Below are 20,058 nucleotides of genomic sequence, written 5' to 3'. Positions count from 1 at the left end.
CCCCCTCCATCTTTTCTTCTTTAAATATATCAAATTTTACGCGAAGGAAGGGGATGCTTTTTTATCATCACTCCACCGCTTCAAGGGGCGGGACATTATTGGAAGACCCTGTATAACCCAGATTCTGGTTGATCCTTCCCAAAGTATTCGAATTGATGATATCGTCGTCAATGGGCCATTGAAAGTGATAAGGCATGATTCGGGGTCTTGCACCCAGAATAACCACCTCATCAGCTCTGTCATAAAACGGGTTCAGGTTTCTCACCCTATCATAGAACCAATTGTTCTCATGAAGGTTGGACAAGCTGTAGCCGCGTTCATTCCTGGCCGCCAGGATATAGGATACCCGGTTCAATTCATTTTGCCGGGGTTCTTCCGCGAATAATTCCCTTGCCCGCTCGTCGAAGATAAAATCTATGGTCACATCCGCAGGGCCGATGAGCGGGGCATTTGCCCTTTGTCGGACGGTGTTGATGTCTATTGCGGCATTTGCCAGGTCGTTTTTCCAATAATAGGCCTCCGCTCTGAGGAGGTATGTTTCCGCCAACCTGAAAATGTACCAGTCACCGTTACTTCCCATCGGTATGCCTGTCTGGTCGGGAAAATTAGGGGCATAAGTTTTATAAAACGGCACCGGGTACATCCTGGCCCAATATTCCGAGGGTATATCCATGTTATTTGGATCAAAGGGTTCCCCATATTGAACGGAGGCCGGATTGTTATAAAAATAATCTTCTCTATCGTACCAATTGATGCCTGCCCTCCTGAGATCAGGAGTCGTCTTGTAATCAAAATCAGCGTCTTCCCAAATGTCGTAACTATGCCAATCGCTCAGCGCGACATCCGGGTTGCCTCTCCCCAGCGAATCATACAAAGGGCCGGCATCGATCATACCCAGATTACCTTCCCTGTCTTTGCCCGTTGCATTGTGCCACCAGGAAGGGTGATAGACCCTCATGGTAAACAGACCCGGGGTCCTGGCGGTCGGCGGTGCCTGCCACCTGTCCACGAATACCAGGATGGTTTCCGTATTCTGCGACAAGCTCTTGTTGGCATGGCGGTGCAGGTCCCAGATCACGTTTTTGGCGGGATCGTCCGCATCTTGCCCGAATCTGCCCGTCATCAGGGCATAGGGCCCATCAATTACCCGGGAAGCTGCTTCAATGGCTTTGTCAAATTCCATGTTTGCCAAATAAATCTTCGTCAGCAAATGATCGCCTGCACCTTTGGTAGGTATTCCGGGAGCGGCCGATACCGGCATATGTTCCACCGCAAACTCCATATCAGCCTGTATCTTGTCCAAAATGGCCCACCTGCTATGAGACCGAAAATCGAGTCTCACTCCCTGAATCTCTTCGTTGATAAAGGGGAGGTCACCGTAATTGCCTATTAGCCTGTAGTACCAATAGGACCGGTGCCAGTATGCTTCGGCCAATATCCGGTTTCTATCGTTTTCATCCTCCCATTCTATATCGTCAATCCTGCTGATGGCTACATTCGCATTTTTTACCATCTCAAAGATGTCATTGATTTGCGTGACAAATTGTTGATACCGGTCAGAGTTCGGGGTAAGATTGGTATAATCCATTTGAAGCCAAGGCACCCCTGCTTCTGATGCGGCCCACTGGTGCGCCATGAAGTTTTTCTGAGCGGTTTGCTCCCGGGTGAGGTCTTTTCTCATGGTCACCAGGAGTGCTTCAAAGCCCCCTTTGTCCACAAATACCTTTTCCGGCGTGAAAAAGGATAAGGGTTGGGGTTCCAGAAAATCTTCGGAACAAGCTCCGGCCAGAAGGAACAGCAGGCATGCGGCTATCGGAAATTTTATATATCGTTTCATTGTTTTCGGCGTTTTGTTTATAATGACAAACTGAATCCCATCGTGACAATCCGGGGCATTGGGAGATGCCCTGATTCGGGATCCCATCCCGGCCAATTGTCAAAACTGTAGAGGTTCCTAACGGAGCCAAAAACCCGGGCATTTTGCAGCCTCAGCCTTTTTGCCACGGGAGGGGGGAAATTATAGGAAAGCGAGATATCCTGTATCCGCACAAAAGAGGCGGATTTATACGGCATGATTCCGCCCCCATAGGGAGAATCATTGATATTCAGCCTGGGAAAATCATTGGTGCGGTTGTCCGGTGTCCAATACGGATAATTCGCGGTACTCCTTCTATCAAAGGTAGACCACCCCGCTACGGAAGGAGAAAAATGATTGATGTGTCCAAGGTCAGCCCGAATAAAAACCGATGCCGTGAAATTGCGCAGGAAGTCGAAATCATTTCTCAGTCCCAGACGGTGCCGGGGTTGGCTGAAGCCGATAAATTTTTTATCCTGCAGGGCTTCGTAAGCGCCGTTACCGTCGAGATCGTTGGCTTTAAAGTCACCCGGGCTCAGGTTATACTCGGCGGCCTCAGCAGCCTCTTCGACCTGCCAGATACCAAGGATATCATAATCCCAGACCACATCGATAGGCTGGCCAATGAACCACCTGTTTTCAAAATCCGGTATCTCCCCTGTAAGCAACTGCCCCTGTAAGGTATAATCTCCTGTTTCTCCAAACAAAGAGATGATTTTGTTACGGTTCATGGAATAATTGATATTCGTCCGCCAGTTAAAATTGGCCCTGTTCACGTTGACACCGCCCAATGTCACCTCAAACCCTTTGTTGGCCAGTTTCCCGATGTTCGTGGTCACATTTTCAAAACCGGTTACCCTGGGCAATGAGCGCTCCACCAGGAGATTGCGGGTAGACATGTCATAGTAATCCAGGGTAAGGTTGAACCGGTTTTCCCATATTCCTATGTCAAAGCCTATGTTATAAGATTCGGTCTCTTCCCAGGAAAGCAAGGGATTGGACAGGCGTGAAGTAAAAATACCCATCTGTACCTGGGAACCATCATAATACAGGTTGCTGCCCATTTGGGCAAAAGCCGAATAAGGCCCTATGTCACGGTTCCCGTTTACCCCCCAGGACAGGCGCATTTTTAACTGATCAATCAGCCCCGAATTATAAAAGCTTTCATCAGATACCTGCCAGGCAAAAGCCACGGCCGGAAAGACGGCTCTGGGGTTCTCACGGCCAAAGGCACTAAACCCGTCCCGGCGAATGGATCCGGTAAACAAAAGGTATAATTCAACCGGCCCATCAACCCCTCCCCGGAATAAGTGATATCATTGGTAGAAATGGTAGGGTCGTTACCAAACTGCATGCCGTGGTAGCCCAGGATAGGACTGGGATCAAAAGTCTGGTTTTCCATGATGGACTCATAGATCCTGTTCCTTTCCAGGTTATACAAAAAGGTCACGTCAAAATTATGCACGCCGATCTCTTTGTTCCATTTTAAGAGATTGTCCACCATCCATTCAAACAAGGACGATTCCCGCCTGGTAGCCCGTCCCTGCGCATAGGTCGGTCCACCCATGATGGTTTCCGGAGACCAATAATTATAATCTCTTATGCTTTGCATCCGAGGCTGAAAGGAAGACCTGAATGTAATGCCAAATGGCAGCTTGACCTCCGCATAGAGGGTATTGAACAAACTGTTGATTTTATGGAACCTGTCCTGTCCCAAATAGTTGATCAAAGGATTTTCTCCCCCTATATAACCATGGGGAAACCACCTGATGGAGCCATCTTCGTCGTACATGCGGGAAAAGGGACTGGTCTGGTACATCCCTGTCAAATTGGCCTGGACCACGCTTTCATCCCGGGAAGAAAACTGGGTGTTCAAACCCAGGTTGAGCCAATCGGTGACTTCAAAATCAAGGTTAAGCCTGGATCTTAGGGTTGAAAATTTGTCGCCCGTGATGATACCCTCATTATCCACATATCCAAGCGACCAATAATACTTCATCTGCTCGGTACCCCCTCCTATGCTGAGGTCATATTCTTGCCTGACTCCCGGCTTCATCACTTCATCCCTCCAGTTGATGGTTTCACCTGCCAAATAAGTCTCAATCTCAACGGGGAAAAAGTTCATTCTGGCGAGCCATTCGCGGGTATCATCGGGATGGGGATTATTATTGGACGCCCGCCATTGCTCCAAAGTGACTCCTTCGGGAAGCTCGTTGGGATTAAACCAGTGGTAGTCAGGCTGTGCCAAGCCCAGCGTCCTGTAATAGTCCCTTCTGAAATCAAGGTATCCCTGTGGGCTTCTGACGGCAAAATCGTCCCGCGTAGGACCCGCCACTCCCAATTTGGTGGTGAAATTAAAGGAGGGTTTGCCTGTCTTGCCTCTGGTGGTGGTCACCAGGATGACGCCATTGGCTGCCCTAGCCCCAAATACAGCGGATGAACTGGCATCCTTCAGTATGTCCAGCGTTTCGATGTCATTAGGGTTGATGTCCCTGATGCTGCCATTAAAAATCACGCCGTCCAAAACCACTAAAGGTTCCGTCCCCGCACCCAGAGAGGTCGGCCCCCTGATCTCCAAAGAACTGCCCCCTGCCGCTGAAGTAGCCTGGCTGGCATTAAAGCCCGCCACCGTTCCTGCCAGCATATCGGTCAGCTGTACATTGCTCTGGTTTTTAAAAGTCTCCGCATTGACCCGGACTACAGAGCCGGTGAGGTCGCTTTTCTTGACGGTACCGTAGCCTACCACCACTACTTCGTCCAACTGGGCCTGGTCTGCCACCAAATCCACATCGATTATGGTTTGGCTCCCGATTTTAATTTCCTGTGCGAGGTATCCCACAAAAGAAAATATCAGGACAGCATCCTCGTTGGGCACCGACACGCTGTATGTTCCGTCCACATCGGTAATGGTACCCATGGAAGTCCCTTTAACCAGGATATTTACTCCCGGCAGACTTTCCTTGGAAGTGGCATCCAAGACCTGTCCCGTTATCACCCGCTTTTCCTCCTGAGAGACTGCCGGGAAAATCGGCAGGCCATTCATCAAGAATATCCAAATGATAATGTAAACTGAAAAACGATGCTGTTCTTTCCATAGCAGTTTCTCCCGCCACTTAGGGGTGTGGCAGGTGGATGATCTGTAATTTTTCTTCATGGTTTAAATGTTTGTGGTTAAAACAAAAGGCTTATTCGGGGCAAGATTTCCAAATAGCGTGTACGTTACCATAAACATAAAATATAAATTTTTAAAATCAAAATAATTTTTATTTATAATTAAATAACTGATTATCAATATAAATTACCAAAAGGCATGGGGAAACTCATTTTAATCGATGATCCGATCAAATCACAAATATTATTTGGTAGCTTTTACCTTCATTTCTGAGCGAAAACACTGCGGGAGATGGACAGCTTGCCGTCCGCATGTGGTGCGAAAAGCAATGAATGATAGTGCAGAAATTTTTATTTTTTCACTTCCTATACCATATATATACCTGCGGTTTACATCATTAGGCGATCTTCTGGAAAAAACCCTTGGCAATGCCAATAAAATACCTGTTTTCCAATTATGCGACCGCAGGCAGGATACGCCGTAGACATGGGTACGACCCGTAAGCAATGATGTACTATAAAAAATCCAATTTCCCAGTTAAAACTTGATACATTGTGAGAATAATCAATATTTTGCACCCAGCTCTCCCAACGTGTTGGATTTCGATCGTTTTTGCTTTTTATTCAGGGAAACCGGGGACTTTTGAAACGTTTATTTCGGGCGTCTGAAATAAAACCTATTGATGAAGAGCGACTCAGGATGGGTGGGGCAGGTCGTCGAAAATCAACCGGTAACCTATCCCGGCTGATATCTAAGAGGCATGATGGGTGGACAAATGCAAGCAAATGTGTTCATTTTTCCCACGCTTCTTTTTACCTTTATCCTGTGAAATATTTTTCTTTCATATTGGCCGCCTATGTTCTGTTATTATCGGCAATACCCAATCTTCCGGAGTACCGGTTTGGGCAAGAGCAAACCACAGAACAGGGCCAGCCCCTTCATGATGAAACAGATTGCAGCGACTGTTGTTCACCATTCAGAAGCTGTCACACTTGCAATGGATTTACGCTCTTTTTTACTTTCTTTTCAGCCCCACCCTTTTTCACTTATTCAGATTTGCAAATTTCTCTGTATGAGGAAACCTTTGTTTCTGAATTTCACGCATCCATCTGGCAACCGCCTAAAACAAATTAATGTTTATAGCGGCTTCGCCCCGATTTGTTAATGGCGGTGCCCCACCTCACTAATCATCACCAATAGACATTAACCATCATTCTCCAAATGAAAGTCAAAATCATTTTGCTACTATGCGTAGCCTTGAACATACACGATGTGTCCGGGCAGAACATATTTGAAGCCATCATCAAAGACAGCGACACCAAAGAGCCTTTAGTCGGCGCTACGGCGATACTTAAAGGAACAACCATTGGCGCAACATCTGATGTCAACGGTCTGGTAACCCTCTCTGAAATTCCGGATGGAAAACAAACAATAGAATTTCACTACATAGGCTATAAACCGAGAACCGGCACCTTTAATTTCCCCCTTACAAGCCGGGAACCTGTTGAACTGCTTCTCAATTCTGAAGAAGGACAATTAGATGAAGTAGTTATCTCCTCTACACGGAGTACAAGAACCATTCAGGACATTCCCACAAGGGTTGAGTTCATTGCAGGCGAAGAGCTGGAAGAAAAAAGCAACATGAAGCCTGGGGACATCCGCATGCTTTTGAGCGAAAGCACAGGCATCCAAACCCAACAGACCTCGGCAACATCGGCGAATGCTTCCATCCGTATCCAAGGGCTTGACGGCCGTTATACCCAAGTCCTCAAAGATGGCTTCCCGCTTTTTGCCGGTGCGGCGAGCGGACTGGGTTTATTACAGACACCCCCGCTTGATCTAAAGCAAGTGGAAGTGATCAAAGGTTCAGCATCCACGCTTTACGGCGGCGGTGCCATAGCGGGACTTGTCAACCTGATTTCCAAGACACCTACAAAGGAAAAGGATTTGCGGTTTCATTTAAACGGAAGTTCAGGCGGGGGATTTGACCTGAACGGTTTCTATGGGCAGCGTTTCAACAAAATCGGGACGACCATTTTTGCCTCGCACAACCGCAATTGGGCTTATGACCCGGCGGGAATTGACTTGTCCGCCATTCCAAAATTCGACCGGTATGTTTTTAATCCGAAACTGTTTGTGTACTTCGATGACCGTACAACATTGGAGGTAGGCGTCAATACGGCCATAGAAAACCGGTTGGGCGGCGATATCCATTTTATCGAAGGCAAAGGGGACAGCGTTCACAGCTTTTTTGAGGAAAACAAAACCCAACGCTATTCGACACAATTGGCTTTTGATCATCGGATAAATGACAACAGTTTTTTCAACATAAAAAACAGCTACACACTGTTTAGTCGGAGAATATCCATACCCGGCTACATTTTTGACGGAACGCAGAAAGCAACCTTTACTGAGGCAAGCTACACCAACAGCAAAGAGAAATCGGAATGGGTTGTAGGAATAAATCTGTGGACAGACGATTTTCAGGAAAAAAATTTAGACACGTTCCCACTCAGGGATTATGATCAAATCATTTTTGGCGCATTCGTTCAGAATACTTGGGAAGCCACCAAACGGCTGAACCTTGAGACAGGTCTGAGAACCGATTATGTGATGGATTATGGGATCACTTTTCTACCTAGACTTTCCGCTTTGTTTAAATTCACTGACCGGCTCTCATCACGGATCGGAGGTGGATTCGGATACAAAGCACCAACCATTTTCACTGAAGAAAGTGAGAGAATACAATATCAGCATGTGCTGCCCATTGATAAAATCACCAACCAATTGGAACGCAGTTACGGAGGTAACATTGATTTTAATTACCGTACCACCATCGGCGAAGAAATAACGTTCACCATCAACCAACTGTTTTTTTATACCTATTTGAATAATCCGCTTCTGCTTGAGCTGCAGCCGGATAATTTTTATCAGTTTATCAATTCATCAGGACATATTGACACCAGGGGCACGGAAACAAACATCAAAATCGGTTATGATGATTTTAAATGGCTTCTGGGATATACTTATACAGATACCCAAATGCATCAAAACAGTTTGATCACAGAGAATCCGTTGACGCCCAAACACAGGATCAATTCAGTATTGATGTATGAGATTGAAGAACAATGGAAAATAGGTCTGGAGACCTACTATTTCAGCAGCCAAAAGCTAAGCGACGGAGCTACGGGAAAACCCTATGTCTTATGCGGTTTTATGGCTGAAAAGCTTTGGGATGAATTTTCGCTTTATATCAACTTTGAAAACTTCCTCGACGCACGGCAAACCAGATTTGACACGATTTACACCGGAACAATTACGAATCCTGAATTCAGAGACATTTACGCTCCGCTCGATGGTTTTTTAATTAATGGGGGTATTAAATTTAAACTTTAAATGCGGAAAAGATACCGGAGGCCCGGTTTTTGGAAAAAGGCCCCGTGGGGCGATGATATGCCGGCTTCGGAGAAAGAAAAGCCCGTTTACCATCCAAAAAAACTGCCCCATCAGCGGAAATCTTTGGGCAATTTGCCGTGGTACTTCTTGAAAGCCGCGGAAAAATGAGTGGCGTGTCTATACCCCAGATCCCCGGCGATGTCCACAAGTTTATCGTCGGTTTCGATCAACCTGGTTTTGGCGACTTCATCTGGATCAATAAAATGAAAAAAAACAAAAAGAAAGGGAGGAAATTGAAAGTGCGGAGAATGGGTGGAAAAATATCAGGAGGCCTGAGGAACCCGGCTAATGTATATGAATGAAAGTAAGGAAGTAATTGTCAATAAAAATGTCCTTCTCATTTTTTGCAGGTGCTTGGTCGTCATCATCCTCAATAAGCGTCAATACCTCATCAGCATTGTTACAAACCCACTCGGTTAAACGCCTATGGTAGTATTCCCTGTTCAAAGGCCCAGTGGGCAGTTTCGCTCTCAATCGTTGACTACACATTTAGTTTTTGTCCATTGGTGAAAATTTTATCAATGCTTCTGAGATCGAGTTCACAAAACTGATATGTCCTGTTTTGTTGCTTTCAAGAATGAAATCTTCCATGCCTTTCCCCTTATACTGGCTGAATTCTCCTGCGATAGCTAACCGCACCCGGTAATTTGAGAACTTTTGAAGGATTTCACCTGCGATTCCGCTCTTCAAGTTAAAAAAATCCTCTATAATATTTTCCTTTTGAATGATTATTTTGTCAATTCTTTCTCAATTCCTTTCATTTTTTTGTTCCAATATGTTTTCATCTCTTCCCTTTGCCCATTGTCTACAAGCTTTTCCTGATGAAAACTAACGGTTGCTTTTTCCTGGTTGCCCATCACCCTGACCTGAACCGTTGATGTATTGTCCCAATTTTTCTCTTTCCAGGTCATCCTGATGTGGGAATACGGTGTGAATACCCTCACCAGGCCTTCTATCCCTTCTTTTGTCCGATACTTCTTTTTAACTTCTAATTTCCCTTCGAGCCTGCCCAGCCATATTGCCAGACCTTTATCTGAAAACATAAAGTCCCACAGCCATTCCTGGGGATAAGGAAATGTTTTCCGAAGTCCAAACTGCCATCCCACATCTTTTGTCAGGCCAACTTGCTTTGCTGTTTTTTTCATGTTTTGATTGGATTTTTTCCATCAAATATCATTTCGCGACGATAACCTGAACTCCCCGCTCTTCCAGAAATTTTATATCTTTCGGGGAAACTTTGTCGTCGGTGATCAAATACTGAACCTGTTCCAGGTTGCATATTTTCCCCAATCCCCTTTTATTGAATTTGGTGCTGTCAGCAAGTACAAATACCGTTTGGGCAGATTCTATCATTTTCAGCCCGAGACTTGCTTCATTTATATTCGTGGTGGAAAAGCCAAATTCCATATCGATCCCGTCCACACCCATAAAAAGCAATTCACAGGATATTCCTTCCAGTGTATGTTCGGCTACTGTTCCGATTACCGATGATGATTTGGATCTTATCAGCCCACCCAACTGGAAGACCTCTATGTTGGGCTTATTGCTCAGCTCCAGGGTCACTTTGGCCGCGGGAGTAATGACCGTAACGTGATGAGAAGGGCTAAGCTGTCTGGCCAATTCAAAAGCTGTTGTCCCCGACCCGATGATGATGGAATCATGGTTATGGACAAACGTCAACGCTTTTTTCGCGATTTTTTGCTTTTCATCGGCGTTGATGAGGGCCTTTTCATGGATGGATCTCTCCATGATGTAGGGATTTGTGAGGGATCCCCCTCCCCTGGTCCTGTAAAGAAGGTTCATTTCCTCCAGAAATTTCAGGTCTTTTCTGATCGTGACACTTGACACTTGCATTTCGTCACTGAGCTCCTGTATGTTGACCTTTCCCTCTTCTTTGAGCTTTTTTAGTATGGACTGATGTCTTTCTGATATTCCCAATTTGATAGCTGTTAAATTGTGGACCTGTTCCCTGTTTCACTTTGAAACGGAATACAAGCTAAAATTAGTAATTTTAATCCGTGAGTTCAAGTTTCAATATATTTCAAAACATTTGAAACATAATGGTGCTTTATTCAAACTTTCACCCCTAAAATCCCCTGATATTAAGACATTTATAGACATAATGATTTTCCAAAGGTCTATTAGTAAAATTATATTTGTTTTAATATATCAACATTTTATCGGCTAATTTTCGATTGATAAATTCAATTTATTATTAATTTTATATTAAATACTTGTTAAATTTTCATTTTTTATATCAGAAACAGATTACTTATTGATTAATTATTTTTTGCATTTTATTTTATTTCATAAACTTTCATTAAGTTTACTTTTGTTATCGATACCGTTCTTATTTACCAAAAAACAACTTAAAAAAAGTGGATCATGAAAAAATCATTACACTGTAAAGGAAGGAGCCGCGTCCCACAGGTGGCTTTGATTTGCTTACTGCTGCATGGTGTGCCGCTATGGATGGAAGTTTCCGCTGCCGGAACGGACCGGATAAGTGAGCCCCGTTTTTCAAAAGAAAGAGGTTTTCTCCATCATGAAGAATTTGACCGCTATAGTGGAAGCCAGGATAGGGAAAGGGAAATACGCGGCGCCGTGTACATTGAAGGAGCCAATGATGCACTTCCGGGCGCCTCTGTGCTGGTAGAAGGCACATCGATAGGCACGGTTACGGACATGGACGGGCAATTCTCTCTAACGGTACCCGAGAACGCCACCACCCTCGTAGTTTCTTACCTGGGTTTTCAAACCCAGCGTGTTTCCATAGGTGAAAGGGCGGTTATTGAAGTATTCCTTCAAGAAGATGCCTCATCACTGGACGAAGTGATTGTGGTCGGTTACGGCACACAAAAAAAGGTCAACCTGACGGGGGCAGTTTCCCAGGTAGGCAGTGAAGTCTTTGAAGACAGGCCGATGCCGAATGTGACCAGAGGCCTGCAGGGTACCATCCCGAATCTTAATATACGCATGACAGACGGAAAACCTACGCGTGGTTCCTCTTATAACGTGAGGGGAACCACTTCTATTGGAGCGGGAGGACAGGCTTTGGTATTGATAGACGGCGTCCCCGGTGACCCGGATCTACTTAATCCCAATGACATTGAAAGCGTGTCTGTACTGAAAGATGCCTCCTCAGCGGCTATTTATGGCGCCAGAGGGAGTTTCGGCGTGGTGCTGATCACCACAAAAAGGCCGCAGCAAGAGCGGACGGTGGTGAACTATACCTCCGCGTATTCCCTCAACAGGCATACCGTTTATCCCAAATTGGTCACGGAAGGTTATCCCTGGGCCAAGGTTTTTAATGAGTCATTCAGCTCATGGAATGACTACAATGCCTTTCCCCAAAACGTAAACAGTGTTTTTCCCTTTTCCCAGGATTATTTGGAAGAATTGAGAAGGAGACATGAGTCCGGAAACGTGCCATCCACAGACATCAACCCCTCCAATGGAAATTATGTGTATTACGGAAATACGGATTGGCTGAGGGAACTTTATGCAGACAACACCCCCTCGATGGAACAACAGGTCAGCGTCTCGGGCAGCGGGGACAAATCATCTTATTATATTTCCGGCCGTTACATGAATCAGGGCGGGATTTTCAGACACAATCCGGACGGCTATGATATGTACAATATCCGGGCAAGAGGGTCCATACAACCTCTTGACTGGCTGAGGGTGGAAAACGAAACCATGATCTCCCAGATGGATTATTTTTTCCCCATCCTAAACCACCCCAGTGACACGCCGGTATGGAGAAGGATTTCGGACGAAGCTTTTCCCATCGCGATGCTGCGCAACCCAGATGGAACATTGACCCAGAACGCATCCATCGTGTTCGGAAGCTTCATATCAGGCAACAACCACATGGACGAAAGAAGAAGGCAGACCAGGAATACATCCAGGGTTTTTACCAACTTCTTAGACGGGCGCCTGAAGGTAAATGCGGATTTTACTTTTGACAATATCCTCGATACGGAAACCAAATTGTATACCCCGGTGCCATTCAGCGCCCGCCCCGGGGAGTTTTCACAACGGGGAGAAAGCAGGATGAATGAGCTGAGAGATGAAAGCAGTTATACCGCATTGAACGTATACGGGGAATATACGGGGGACATTGACAAACATCATTTCACAGGGCTTTTGGGGTATAACTATGAGCGCTCATTGCTTTCCCGCAGGTTTATGGAGCGCGATGGGCTGATCAATCCTGCTTTGCCTGACTTCTCACTCATCGATGGGATGAATTTCCAATTAAGAGGTGGGGGAAATGAATGGCTCACCATGGGCGGCTTTTTTAGGATGAACTATAATTATGACAGCAAGTACCTCCTGGAAATCAACGGCCGATATGATGGCAGCTCCAAATTTCCACAGGGACAACAGTTTGGTTTTTTTCCTTCCGCATCCGCCGGGTGGAGACTTTCCCAGGAGCCTTTCTGGGAAGGGGTGCAGGGAACGGTGAGCGACTTTAAGCTAAGGGCCTCTTATGGAAGTTTGGGGAATGGGAATATTTCACCTTACCAGTTTTTAGAAACCATGGGTGTGAGCCGGTCTGGACGGGTGCTGGGTGGAATCAGGCCTAATTTTACCCAACAGCCCAATGTGATTCCCGATGGCCTGACCTGGGAAAAAGCGACAACCTTCAATGTGGGGGCGGATGTTGCCTTTTTTGATAACAAACTTACCTCGGAATTTGATTGGTATGTGAGGAATACCGTGGATATGTTTACAGTGGGACTGCCCTTGCCGGGTGCCTTCGGGGCCTCAGTACCCAGGGGAAATTACGCTGACCTCAGCACCAAAGGCTGGGAATTCACTTTGACATGGAGAGACCAGACGGGCGGCCTGAAGCCTTTTCGGTATGATCTGAGGTTTATCCTGTCCGACAGCAGGTCCCATATTACCCGCTTCAATAACCCGCTCGGATTGATTGACACCTATTATGAAGGGATGGAAGTGGGTGAGATTTGGGGTTTCGTCACGGAAGGGTTCTTCTTAAATGAGGAAGATATCGCCAATCATGCCGATCAAAGCTGGATACGCGTATCTGCCTCCAATACCATCCTGCCCGGTGACATCAAATTTGCCGACCTGAATGGAGACGGCGTAATTGACTATGGCAACAGCACCTTGGATGATCCCGGAGACCGGACCATCATCGGAAATTCTTCCCTGAGGCACCAGTTTGGATTCAATGCCAATGCGGATTGGAACAATTTTTATCTGGGTGTTTTCTTTCAGGGTGTCGGGAGCAGGGACTGGATGCCCACGGCAGACAATGCCCTCTTCTGGGGGCCTTATAATCGGCCTTACAGCTGGCACCCCCACGATGTCGTGGACAACATGTGGTCTGAAGAAAACCCTGATGCCTATTATCCCAGGCTAAGAGGATACACGGCTTTGAACTCGAGAGCACAGCTTACCTTTAACCAGACCCGGTATTTGCAAAATGCTGCCTATATCCGGCTGAAGAACCTGACATTTGGCTATAATGTGCCTAAACCCCTGATTTCAAAATTGAAGATATCAGATGTGAAAGTCTATTTCACCGGCCAAAACCTGTGGGTATGGTCCCCCATGTTTAAATATACAAGAAATCTGGACCCGGAAAACATAGAGCGCTCTGACCCGGAACTGGCATCAAACCGTGGCCAAGGCATGGCTTATCCCATGCTCAAAACCTTCACGTTGGGGCTGAACATTACTTTCTAACCCAGAGAGAGACAATTTATAAAATGAATCAACCATAAAATATTTATCAAATGAAAAGGCTTTTAACTTTACTGACCATCATGACATGCATAAGCTGTCAGGATGCCTTTGAGTTGTATCCGCCGGATAGACTGTCACCGGCAACGGCTTTCAATACCGCTGACGATCTACAATTGTATGTGAATTCGTTTTACAACAACCTGCCCACCGGCAACACCATCGTAAGAGGGGACGCCTTAAGTGATTACTTAGTGGGAAGAAGCCCCAGTCAGTACCTAACAGGCACCTTTAACGCGGCCCAGGCGACCGGATGGGGATGGGGCGCACTTCGCAACATCAATTACTTTCTGGAACATTTCAGGAAGGCAGAAATTCCTGAAGAGGAATTGAACCATTATGAAGGTATGGCGAGGTTTTTCAGGGCATGGTTTTACTATGACAAAGTCAAACAATTTGGGGATGTACCCTGGTACGATACGGTACTGGATGTGGCGGATGAAGACCTTTATAAACCAAGAGATCCGAGGTCAATGGTAATGGAGCAGGTTTTGGCCGACCTCGATTTTGCTGGCACACATATCCGGCCCAATAAGGACAACACCGCTTCTTTTGTGAACAAATGGGTGGCTTTGGGGTTCAAGTCAAGGGTATGTCTGTTTGAGGGAACCCTTCGAAAGTACCATCCTGAACTGGGCTTGCAGGAAACAGCCGATTTCTGGCTGGAACAAGCCGCTGAAGCAGCACAGGAAGTGATAGAAAACGGGCAATACCAACTTAATATGCAGGGGCCCTTGGAGCTGAGCTATCGCAACCTGTTCATCCACGAAACCCCCAATACCACTGAAATAATGTTGGCTGCAGTAAACAGCCTTGACCTGAGGGTGTTCAATGACGCCAATTGGTACTGGACCAGCGCCACCTATGGAGGCAGGTACAGCTTTATCAAATCCTTCATCAACACTTTTTTGATGAGGGATGGATCGAGGTTTACCGATCGGGGTGGATATGACGAAATGCCATTCTGGGAAGAAGTGGAAGACAGGGACCTGAGGCTGCAACAGGTGATCAGAATGAGGGGCTATGAAAGAGAAGGTGTGCCCACGCCGCCCAGTTTCACCTATACTTATACCGGTTATCACCCCCTGAAATTCACGTTGGACTCAAGACGCACGGACGGCGTGGCAGAAAACAACAATTCCCTCCCCATTATGAGGTATGCGGAGGTTTTGCTGAACTATGCAGAAGCCCGGGCTGAATTGGGCACGCTTACCCAGGCCGCTTGGGAACTCACGATAGGCAAGCTCAGGGAAAGGGCCGGGTTAACCGACACCGGAATGCCGTCTTCTGCCGATAACTATTTGATGGGAACTTATTTTCCGGAGATCAGTGACCCGCTCTTATTGGAAGTCAGACGGGAACGCGGCATTGAATTATGCCTTGAGGGCTTTCGTTTTGACGACCTCGTCCGGTGGAGAAAAGGAGAGTTGCTTGAAATGCCCCATGACGGCATGTATGTACCGGAAATGGATACGGCTTATGACCTGAATAGCGATGGCAACCCGGACGTGGCGTTTGTCACCCAAACCCCACAGAATCCTGCGGAAGGTGTTTATTATTTCATCATTGACGGAAATCAACACAAGCTGACCGGCCAGTCCAACGGCAAAATCATCGCCATGGATAATTTTGTGAGAAGATTTGAAGACCATCAATATTTCTATCCTATACCCTTCGATGAAATTGTCCTCAATCCCAATCTGGAACAAAATCCCGGATGGGAATAGACATCTTGGCTCTATCGACAAACGGGCTTAATGAAAACCGGATCAATAACTTGTTTCATAACTAAGGCTGCTCCCCTGCTTATGGGGGAGGGCCTTCTTAAACCCATGTGAATACCAAAATCCTGATTTCAAAGGTATGGTGTACTTATCAATATATTTAAAATAAGTTTCGAAAAGTTTTATTTTATTTCATTTTGATTTAATTTTACCTCATTGGATAATTTACCCGATTTAATCATGCAATTCCGTTTTCTTGGTATTTCTTCGTATCGTCCATGGGCTTACAATTACATTCCTGCCCCTGCCAAACTGGCATATCTCATTCGTACACCAGTGATGTCCGCATTTAGGGCCAATTGACATGCAAATACAAAAGAAAAAGCTTTCAGAACTCGGAATTCCCAACGGAACGGTGTTCGGGTATCTGGGGGTCCTTGTTTTTATGATGGGAGATGGGATAGAACAGGGCTGGCTAAGCCCCTATCTGCTTGACAGGGGGATGACCATGGAGCAGTCCGCTACACTCTTTACGGTGTATGGGGTGACGATCGCTATCTCTTCCTGGTTTTCGGGCGTGTTGGCGGAGGGCTTCGGCCCCCGGAAAACCATGTTGATGGGGACGTTTTTGTATATTCTGGGCACCATCGGATTTGTGGGTTATGGCATTGAGACATTGGATTATCCTGTAATGCTCGCTACCTATGCCTTAAGGGGTTTCGGTTATCCGCTTTTTGCCTATTCCTTTCTGGTCTGGCTTACCTATATAAGTCCAAAACAAAAATTGGGAAGAGCCGTGGGGTGGTTTTGGTTTGTATTCACAGGCGGATTGAACGTCTTGGGCGCCTATTACAGCACCTGGGCCATCCATGCGATCGGATACACCAATACCCTCTGGAGTGCGGTTTTTTGGATATTGGTGGGCGCTTTCTTTGCCCTGGTCCTTACCAAAAAAGGAGCCTACCGGATCGTCACAAAGGGGAATGCCTCTAAAATGGAAGAATTGCTCAAAGGGTTGACCATCATGAAAACCAAACCCAAAGTACTGTTGGGAGGAATTGTAAGGGTCATTAACACCACGGCGCAATTTGCGTTTCCCGTTTTCCTGCCTGTCTATATGGCTGCTTATGGACTGGACACAACAGCCTGGCTCCAGATCTGGGGGACCATCTTTATGGCCAACATTATCTTCAACCTGATTTTTGGATTTGTAGGAGACAAATTGGGATGGAGAAATACCGTGATGTGGTTTGGGGGCGTGGGATGTAGCCTATCTACCCTTTTGTTTTACTATTCCCCTTTGGTGTTTAACGGGAATTATTGGGTAGTGATGCTCTGCGGTGTGCTTTGGGGAGCGTTTTTGGCAGGCTATGTGCCTTTGTCAGCGTTGGTACCGTCATTGGTAAAAACCGACAAGGGAGCGGCAATGGCGGTGTTGAACTTTGGAGCGGGATTGGCGGTCTTCGCGGGACCCGCAATCGTATGGGGCTTCATCGGTACTTTAGGAAATGAAGGAGTGGTATGGGTACTGTCCATCCTTTATTTGATCAGCGCCATGATGACCGGCTTTATTACGTTGGATAAGGAAAGTAAAAACATCCTCCCGTTGGGGGAGAAACTTGATACTGCCAAGGCAAACAGGATACCATAGCTTGGTATGTGATATAGAAATGAAGGCAAGGGAAATATTAAGAATAAAAAAGAGTATGAAAATATTAGTTACCGCTCCATACCATAGGGAAGGCCTTAAAGATTTGGAAACTTACTTTGGTGAAGTAGTGTACAAATCATGGAAGCCCCATGGAAGAGCGTTCAATGAAGACGAATTGATCCGTTTATTGCGGGAAACTGATGCAGAAGCGCTGATAACAGAACATGATGAGGTCAGCCAAAGGGTGGTGGAAAACAACTCCCATTTGAAGTTCATCGGTGTCTGCAGAGGCACCCCATCCAATGTTTCTTTAGAAACGACCAAAAAATATGGCATCCCTGTTTTCAACACCCCCGCCAGAAACGCCCAAGCGGTCGCCGAACTGTTTGTTTCAAATGTGATCATGCTTTTAAGAAATACTTCCGCTGCCATGGGGTGGCTGGAAGAAGGCAGATGGGCCGAAGGTTCCCACACTTCATACCTCCAGTTTAAGGGAAATGAACTGGCCGGAAAAACCGTGGGTATGGTAGGATTCGGGGCTGTCGGGCAGAGAATGGCCAACCTCATCAGGCATTTCCCCTGCCAGGTGATCTATTTTGACCCGTATATTGAAAAACAGCAATTGTACAAAAGCGTTGGCTTGGAAGAGGTTTTTTCCAAAAGTGACATTGTATCCATTAACCTCCCTGCTGTGGAAAGCACCCGGGGAATGATTGACCGAAAGCTGTTTGATCTTATGAAAAAAGACGCTGTTTTTGTGAACATGTCCAGAGCCGTGGTCGTGAAAAGGGAAGACCTGCTCGAAACGCTCAAATCCAAACAAATCAGGGGAGCGATACTGGATGTATTTGACCACGAACCCCCTGACGAACTGGATTATGAACTGATACGCCTGCCCAGTGTCCTGGCCACGCCACACATTGCCGGTGCTACGCATGAGGTGGAAAACCACCATGTGGAAATCATGAACAAGGTCCTCTTTGACCATTTTGTAGAAGAAAACAATCTATCCCAAAAACCCTGAACCATGCCTTTAATACCTGGATACATCGTGGTGGATGTGGGAACCGGCAATGTACGGGTTGCCATTACAGACCGTCTCGGAAAGATCTTGAGCTTTGAAAGAAGGAGTATGAGCTATCTAAGTGATGAAGCATTTGAAAGCTCTTTCTATTTCAATCCCGGCGAACTTTGGGAAAAGATCGGCAATATGGTGAAGCTCGTTTTGGAAAAGGCGGCCGGACAAGTGGAAATCAAGGCCATTACCGCCTCCAGCCAGAGAGAGGGTATCGTGCTGATGGACAAGGACGGCAATTCGCTGCTTGGTCTGCCTAACCATGATCACAGAGGGAGGGCCTGGGAAGATACGGTAAAAGAAAAGGAGAGGATATATGAGCTTACAGGCCGTTTCCCCTCATCGCTGTTTTCAGCATTCAAGCTTATCGGAACCCGGGAGAAGTATCAAGGGCTATATTCCAAAGTAAGCCAGGTGTTGAGCATAAGTGATTGGGTGCAATTCCAGCTAAGCGGGGTGATGGGCTATGAACATTCACAGGCTTCCGAAACACTTCTATATGATGTCGAAAAAATGGTCTGGTCGGATGAGTTGGCCGGCATATTCGGCATAAACCTTCGGATGATGCCGCCATTGCACCACTCAGGAGAAATCCTTGGTACACTGAACGCTCAAATGGCCAGCGAGTGGGATTTGAATGACAATGTTCCTGTGGTGGTAGGCGGTGCAGATACCCAATTGGCCATTAAAAGCACCAGACCCATGCCGGGGGATATTGTATTGGTGTCGGGAACCACCACGCCGGTGGTCAAGGTTGTGGACCACTACCGGCTCGACAAAAGGCAACGGTCGTGGACCGGCCGGCATATCGAGCGTGGACAGTTTATCTTGGAAACGAATGCAGGTGTTACAGGGCTAAACTTTCAACGGCTAAAAGAAATATTTTACCCCAATGAGGGGTATGAGGTAATAGAAAATGAATTAAAAGCTTATCAAGGAAATAATTGCCTGGCGTCCTTAGGCTCACTCATTGCGGGCGACGCTCCCCTGACCACGGGTGGTTTCTTTTTCAAGGTTCCGGTTGGACAAGACTTAGGTAGGGCTGCTTTTATTCAAGCTGCGTTATGGGATATGGCCTGCAGCATCAAAGAGAATTATAATGTTTTGGTGGAAATAGAAGATTATGACAGGGATTATGTTTGGGGATGCGGGGGTGGATTTCAAAGCCATACGCTCTCTTCCTATTTAGGGGAGCTGCTTCAGAAAAAGATCAGGATAAGGGAAAATTTCAGTCAGGCATCTGTCACCGGGGCGGCATTGGTGTGTAATGAAGCGCTAGGCATCACGCCCACCCCTGAAGACCATGAAAATGTGGTCGAAATAGAATCCGGTACCGGAGATGGGCAGCAATATGAGGCCTGGAAACGGTGGAGAAAAAACTTGAGGCAAATAGAAATTTAGGGTGCG

At 46.4% G+C, this 20,058-nt stretch carries 14 protein-coding genes; 6 read left to right on the top strand and 8 right to left on the bottom strand.

The genetic code is table 11. The features are described 5' to 3' along the window. Positions 1 to 67 precede the first annotated feature (67 nt). The 3 genes from ACFPFU_RS23635 to ACFPFU_RS23625 are packed head-to-tail and all read right to left on the bottom strand — an operon-like array spanning position 68 to position 5,009. Positions 68 to 1,837 carry a RagB/SusD family nutrient uptake outer membrane protein gene (locus ACFPFU_RS23635; protein WP_377068834.1) on the bottom strand — a complete coding sequence of 590 codons (1,770 nt, stop codon included), beginning with the start codon at positions 1,835 to 1,837 and terminating at the stop codon, positions 68 to 70. 17 nt (positions 1,838 to 1,854) lie between these two features. Continuing rightward, positions 1,855 to 2,982, bottom strand: a complete 1,128-nt coding sequence (locus ACFPFU_RS23630; RefSeq protein WP_377068832.1) for a SusC/RagA family TonB-linked outer membrane protein — start codon at positions 2,980 to 2,982, stop codon at positions 1,855 to 1,857. A gap of 14 nt (positions 2,983 to 2,996) precedes the next feature. Continuing rightward, on the bottom strand, positions 2,997 to 5,009 hold the full coding sequence (locus ACFPFU_RS23625; protein ID WP_377068830.1) for a SusC/RagA family TonB-linked outer membrane protein: 2,013 nt from the start codon (positions 5,007 to 5,009) through the stop codon (positions 2,997 to 2,999). A gap of 1,179 nt (positions 5,010 to 6,188) precedes the next feature. Here ACFPFU_RS23625 and ACFPFU_RS23620 point away from each other — a divergent pair. Then, entirely contained in the window at positions 6,189 to 8,363 is a 2,175-nt protein-coding gene (locus ACFPFU_RS23620; protein WP_377068828.1) for a TonB-dependent receptor, read from the top strand. A gap of 110 nt (positions 8,364 to 8,473) precedes the next feature. Here the strand turns inward: ACFPFU_RS23620 and ACFPFU_RS23615 are convergent, their stop codons facing one another. From ACFPFU_RS23615 to ACFPFU_RS23595, 5 genes are all read right to left on the bottom strand, one after another. Continuing rightward, complete coding sequence (locus ACFPFU_RS23615; RefSeq protein ID WP_377068882.1) at positions 8,474 to 8,623, bottom strand: helix-turn-helix domain-containing protein; 150 nt, start codon at positions 8,621 to 8,623, stop codon at positions 8,474 to 8,476. An 85-nt stretch (positions 8,624 to 8,708) separates the two neighbouring features. Beyond that, the gene (locus ACFPFU_RS23610) at positions 8,709 to 8,897 is read right to left on the bottom strand and encodes a hypothetical protein (RefSeq protein WP_377068826.1); all 189 of its coding nucleotides are present in this window, start codon (positions 8,895 to 8,897) and stop codon (positions 8,709 to 8,711) included. A gap of 15 nt (positions 8,898 to 8,912) precedes the next feature. Then, positions 8,913 to 9,113, bottom strand: coding sequence for a DUF4180 domain-containing protein (locus tag ACFPFU_RS23605; protein WP_377068824.1), 201 nt, complete (start codon positions 9,111 to 9,113; stop codon positions 8,913 to 8,915). 38 nt (positions 9,114 to 9,151) lie between these two features. Continuing rightward, complete coding sequence (locus ACFPFU_RS23600) at positions 9,152 to 9,568, bottom strand: SRPBCC domain-containing protein (protein WP_377068822.1); 417 nt, start codon at positions 9,566 to 9,568, stop codon at positions 9,152 to 9,154. Positions 9,569 to 9,596: 28 nt separating this feature from the next. Further along, positions 9,597 to 10,361 carry a DeoR/GlpR family DNA-binding transcription regulator gene (locus ACFPFU_RS23595; protein ID WP_377068820.1) on the bottom strand — a complete coding sequence of 255 codons (765 nt, stop codon included), beginning with the start codon at positions 10,359 to 10,361 and terminating at the stop codon, positions 9,597 to 9,599. A gap of 447 nt (positions 10,362 to 10,808) precedes the next feature. Between ACFPFU_RS23595 and ACFPFU_RS23590 the strand changes: the two genes are divergently transcribed. The 5 genes from ACFPFU_RS23590 (at position 10,809) to ACFPFU_RS23570 (ending at position 20,052) form a co-directional block, all read left to right on the top strand. Beyond that, positions 10,809 to 14,144 (top strand): SusC/RagA family TonB-linked outer membrane protein, encoded by a 3,336-nt coding sequence (locus ACFPFU_RS23590; RefSeq protein ID WP_377068818.1) that lies wholly within the window; start codon positions 10,809 to 10,811, stop codon positions 14,142 to 14,144. Between the two features lie 50 nt (positions 14,145 to 14,194). Continuing rightward, the gene (locus tag ACFPFU_RS23585) at positions 14,195 to 15,928 is read left to right on the top strand and encodes a RagB/SusD family nutrient uptake outer membrane protein (RefSeq protein WP_377068816.1); all 1,734 of its coding nucleotides are present in this window, start codon (positions 14,195 to 14,197) and stop codon (positions 15,926 to 15,928) included. 361 nt (positions 15,929 to 16,289) lie between these two features. Further along, positions 16,290 to 17,576 carry an MFS transporter gene (locus ACFPFU_RS23580; protein ID WP_377068814.1) on the top strand — a complete coding sequence of 429 codons (1,287 nt, stop codon included), beginning with the start codon at positions 16,290 to 16,292 and terminating at the stop codon, positions 17,574 to 17,576. Positions 17,577 to 17,631: 55 nt separating this feature from the next. After that, positions 17,632 to 18,600 (top strand): NAD(P)-dependent oxidoreductase, encoded by a 969-nt coding sequence (locus ACFPFU_RS23575; RefSeq protein ID WP_377068812.1) that lies wholly within the window; start codon positions 17,632 to 17,634, stop codon positions 18,598 to 18,600. Positions 18,601 to 18,603: 3 nt separating this feature from the next. Next, complete coding sequence (locus ACFPFU_RS23570; RefSeq protein ID WP_377068810.1) at positions 18,604 to 20,052, top strand: FGGY-family carbohydrate kinase; 1,449 nt, start codon at positions 18,604 to 18,606, stop codon at positions 20,050 to 20,052. Positions 20,053 to 20,058 lie beyond the last annotated feature (6 nt).

The organism is Negadavirga shengliensis (assembly GCF_042652345.1).
Classification (GTDB): Bacteria; Bacteroidota; Bacteroidia; order Cytophagales; family Cyclobacteriaceae; genus Negadavirga; species Negadavirga shengliensis.
This window is presented reverse-complemented; position numbering and strand designations above follow the sequence as displayed.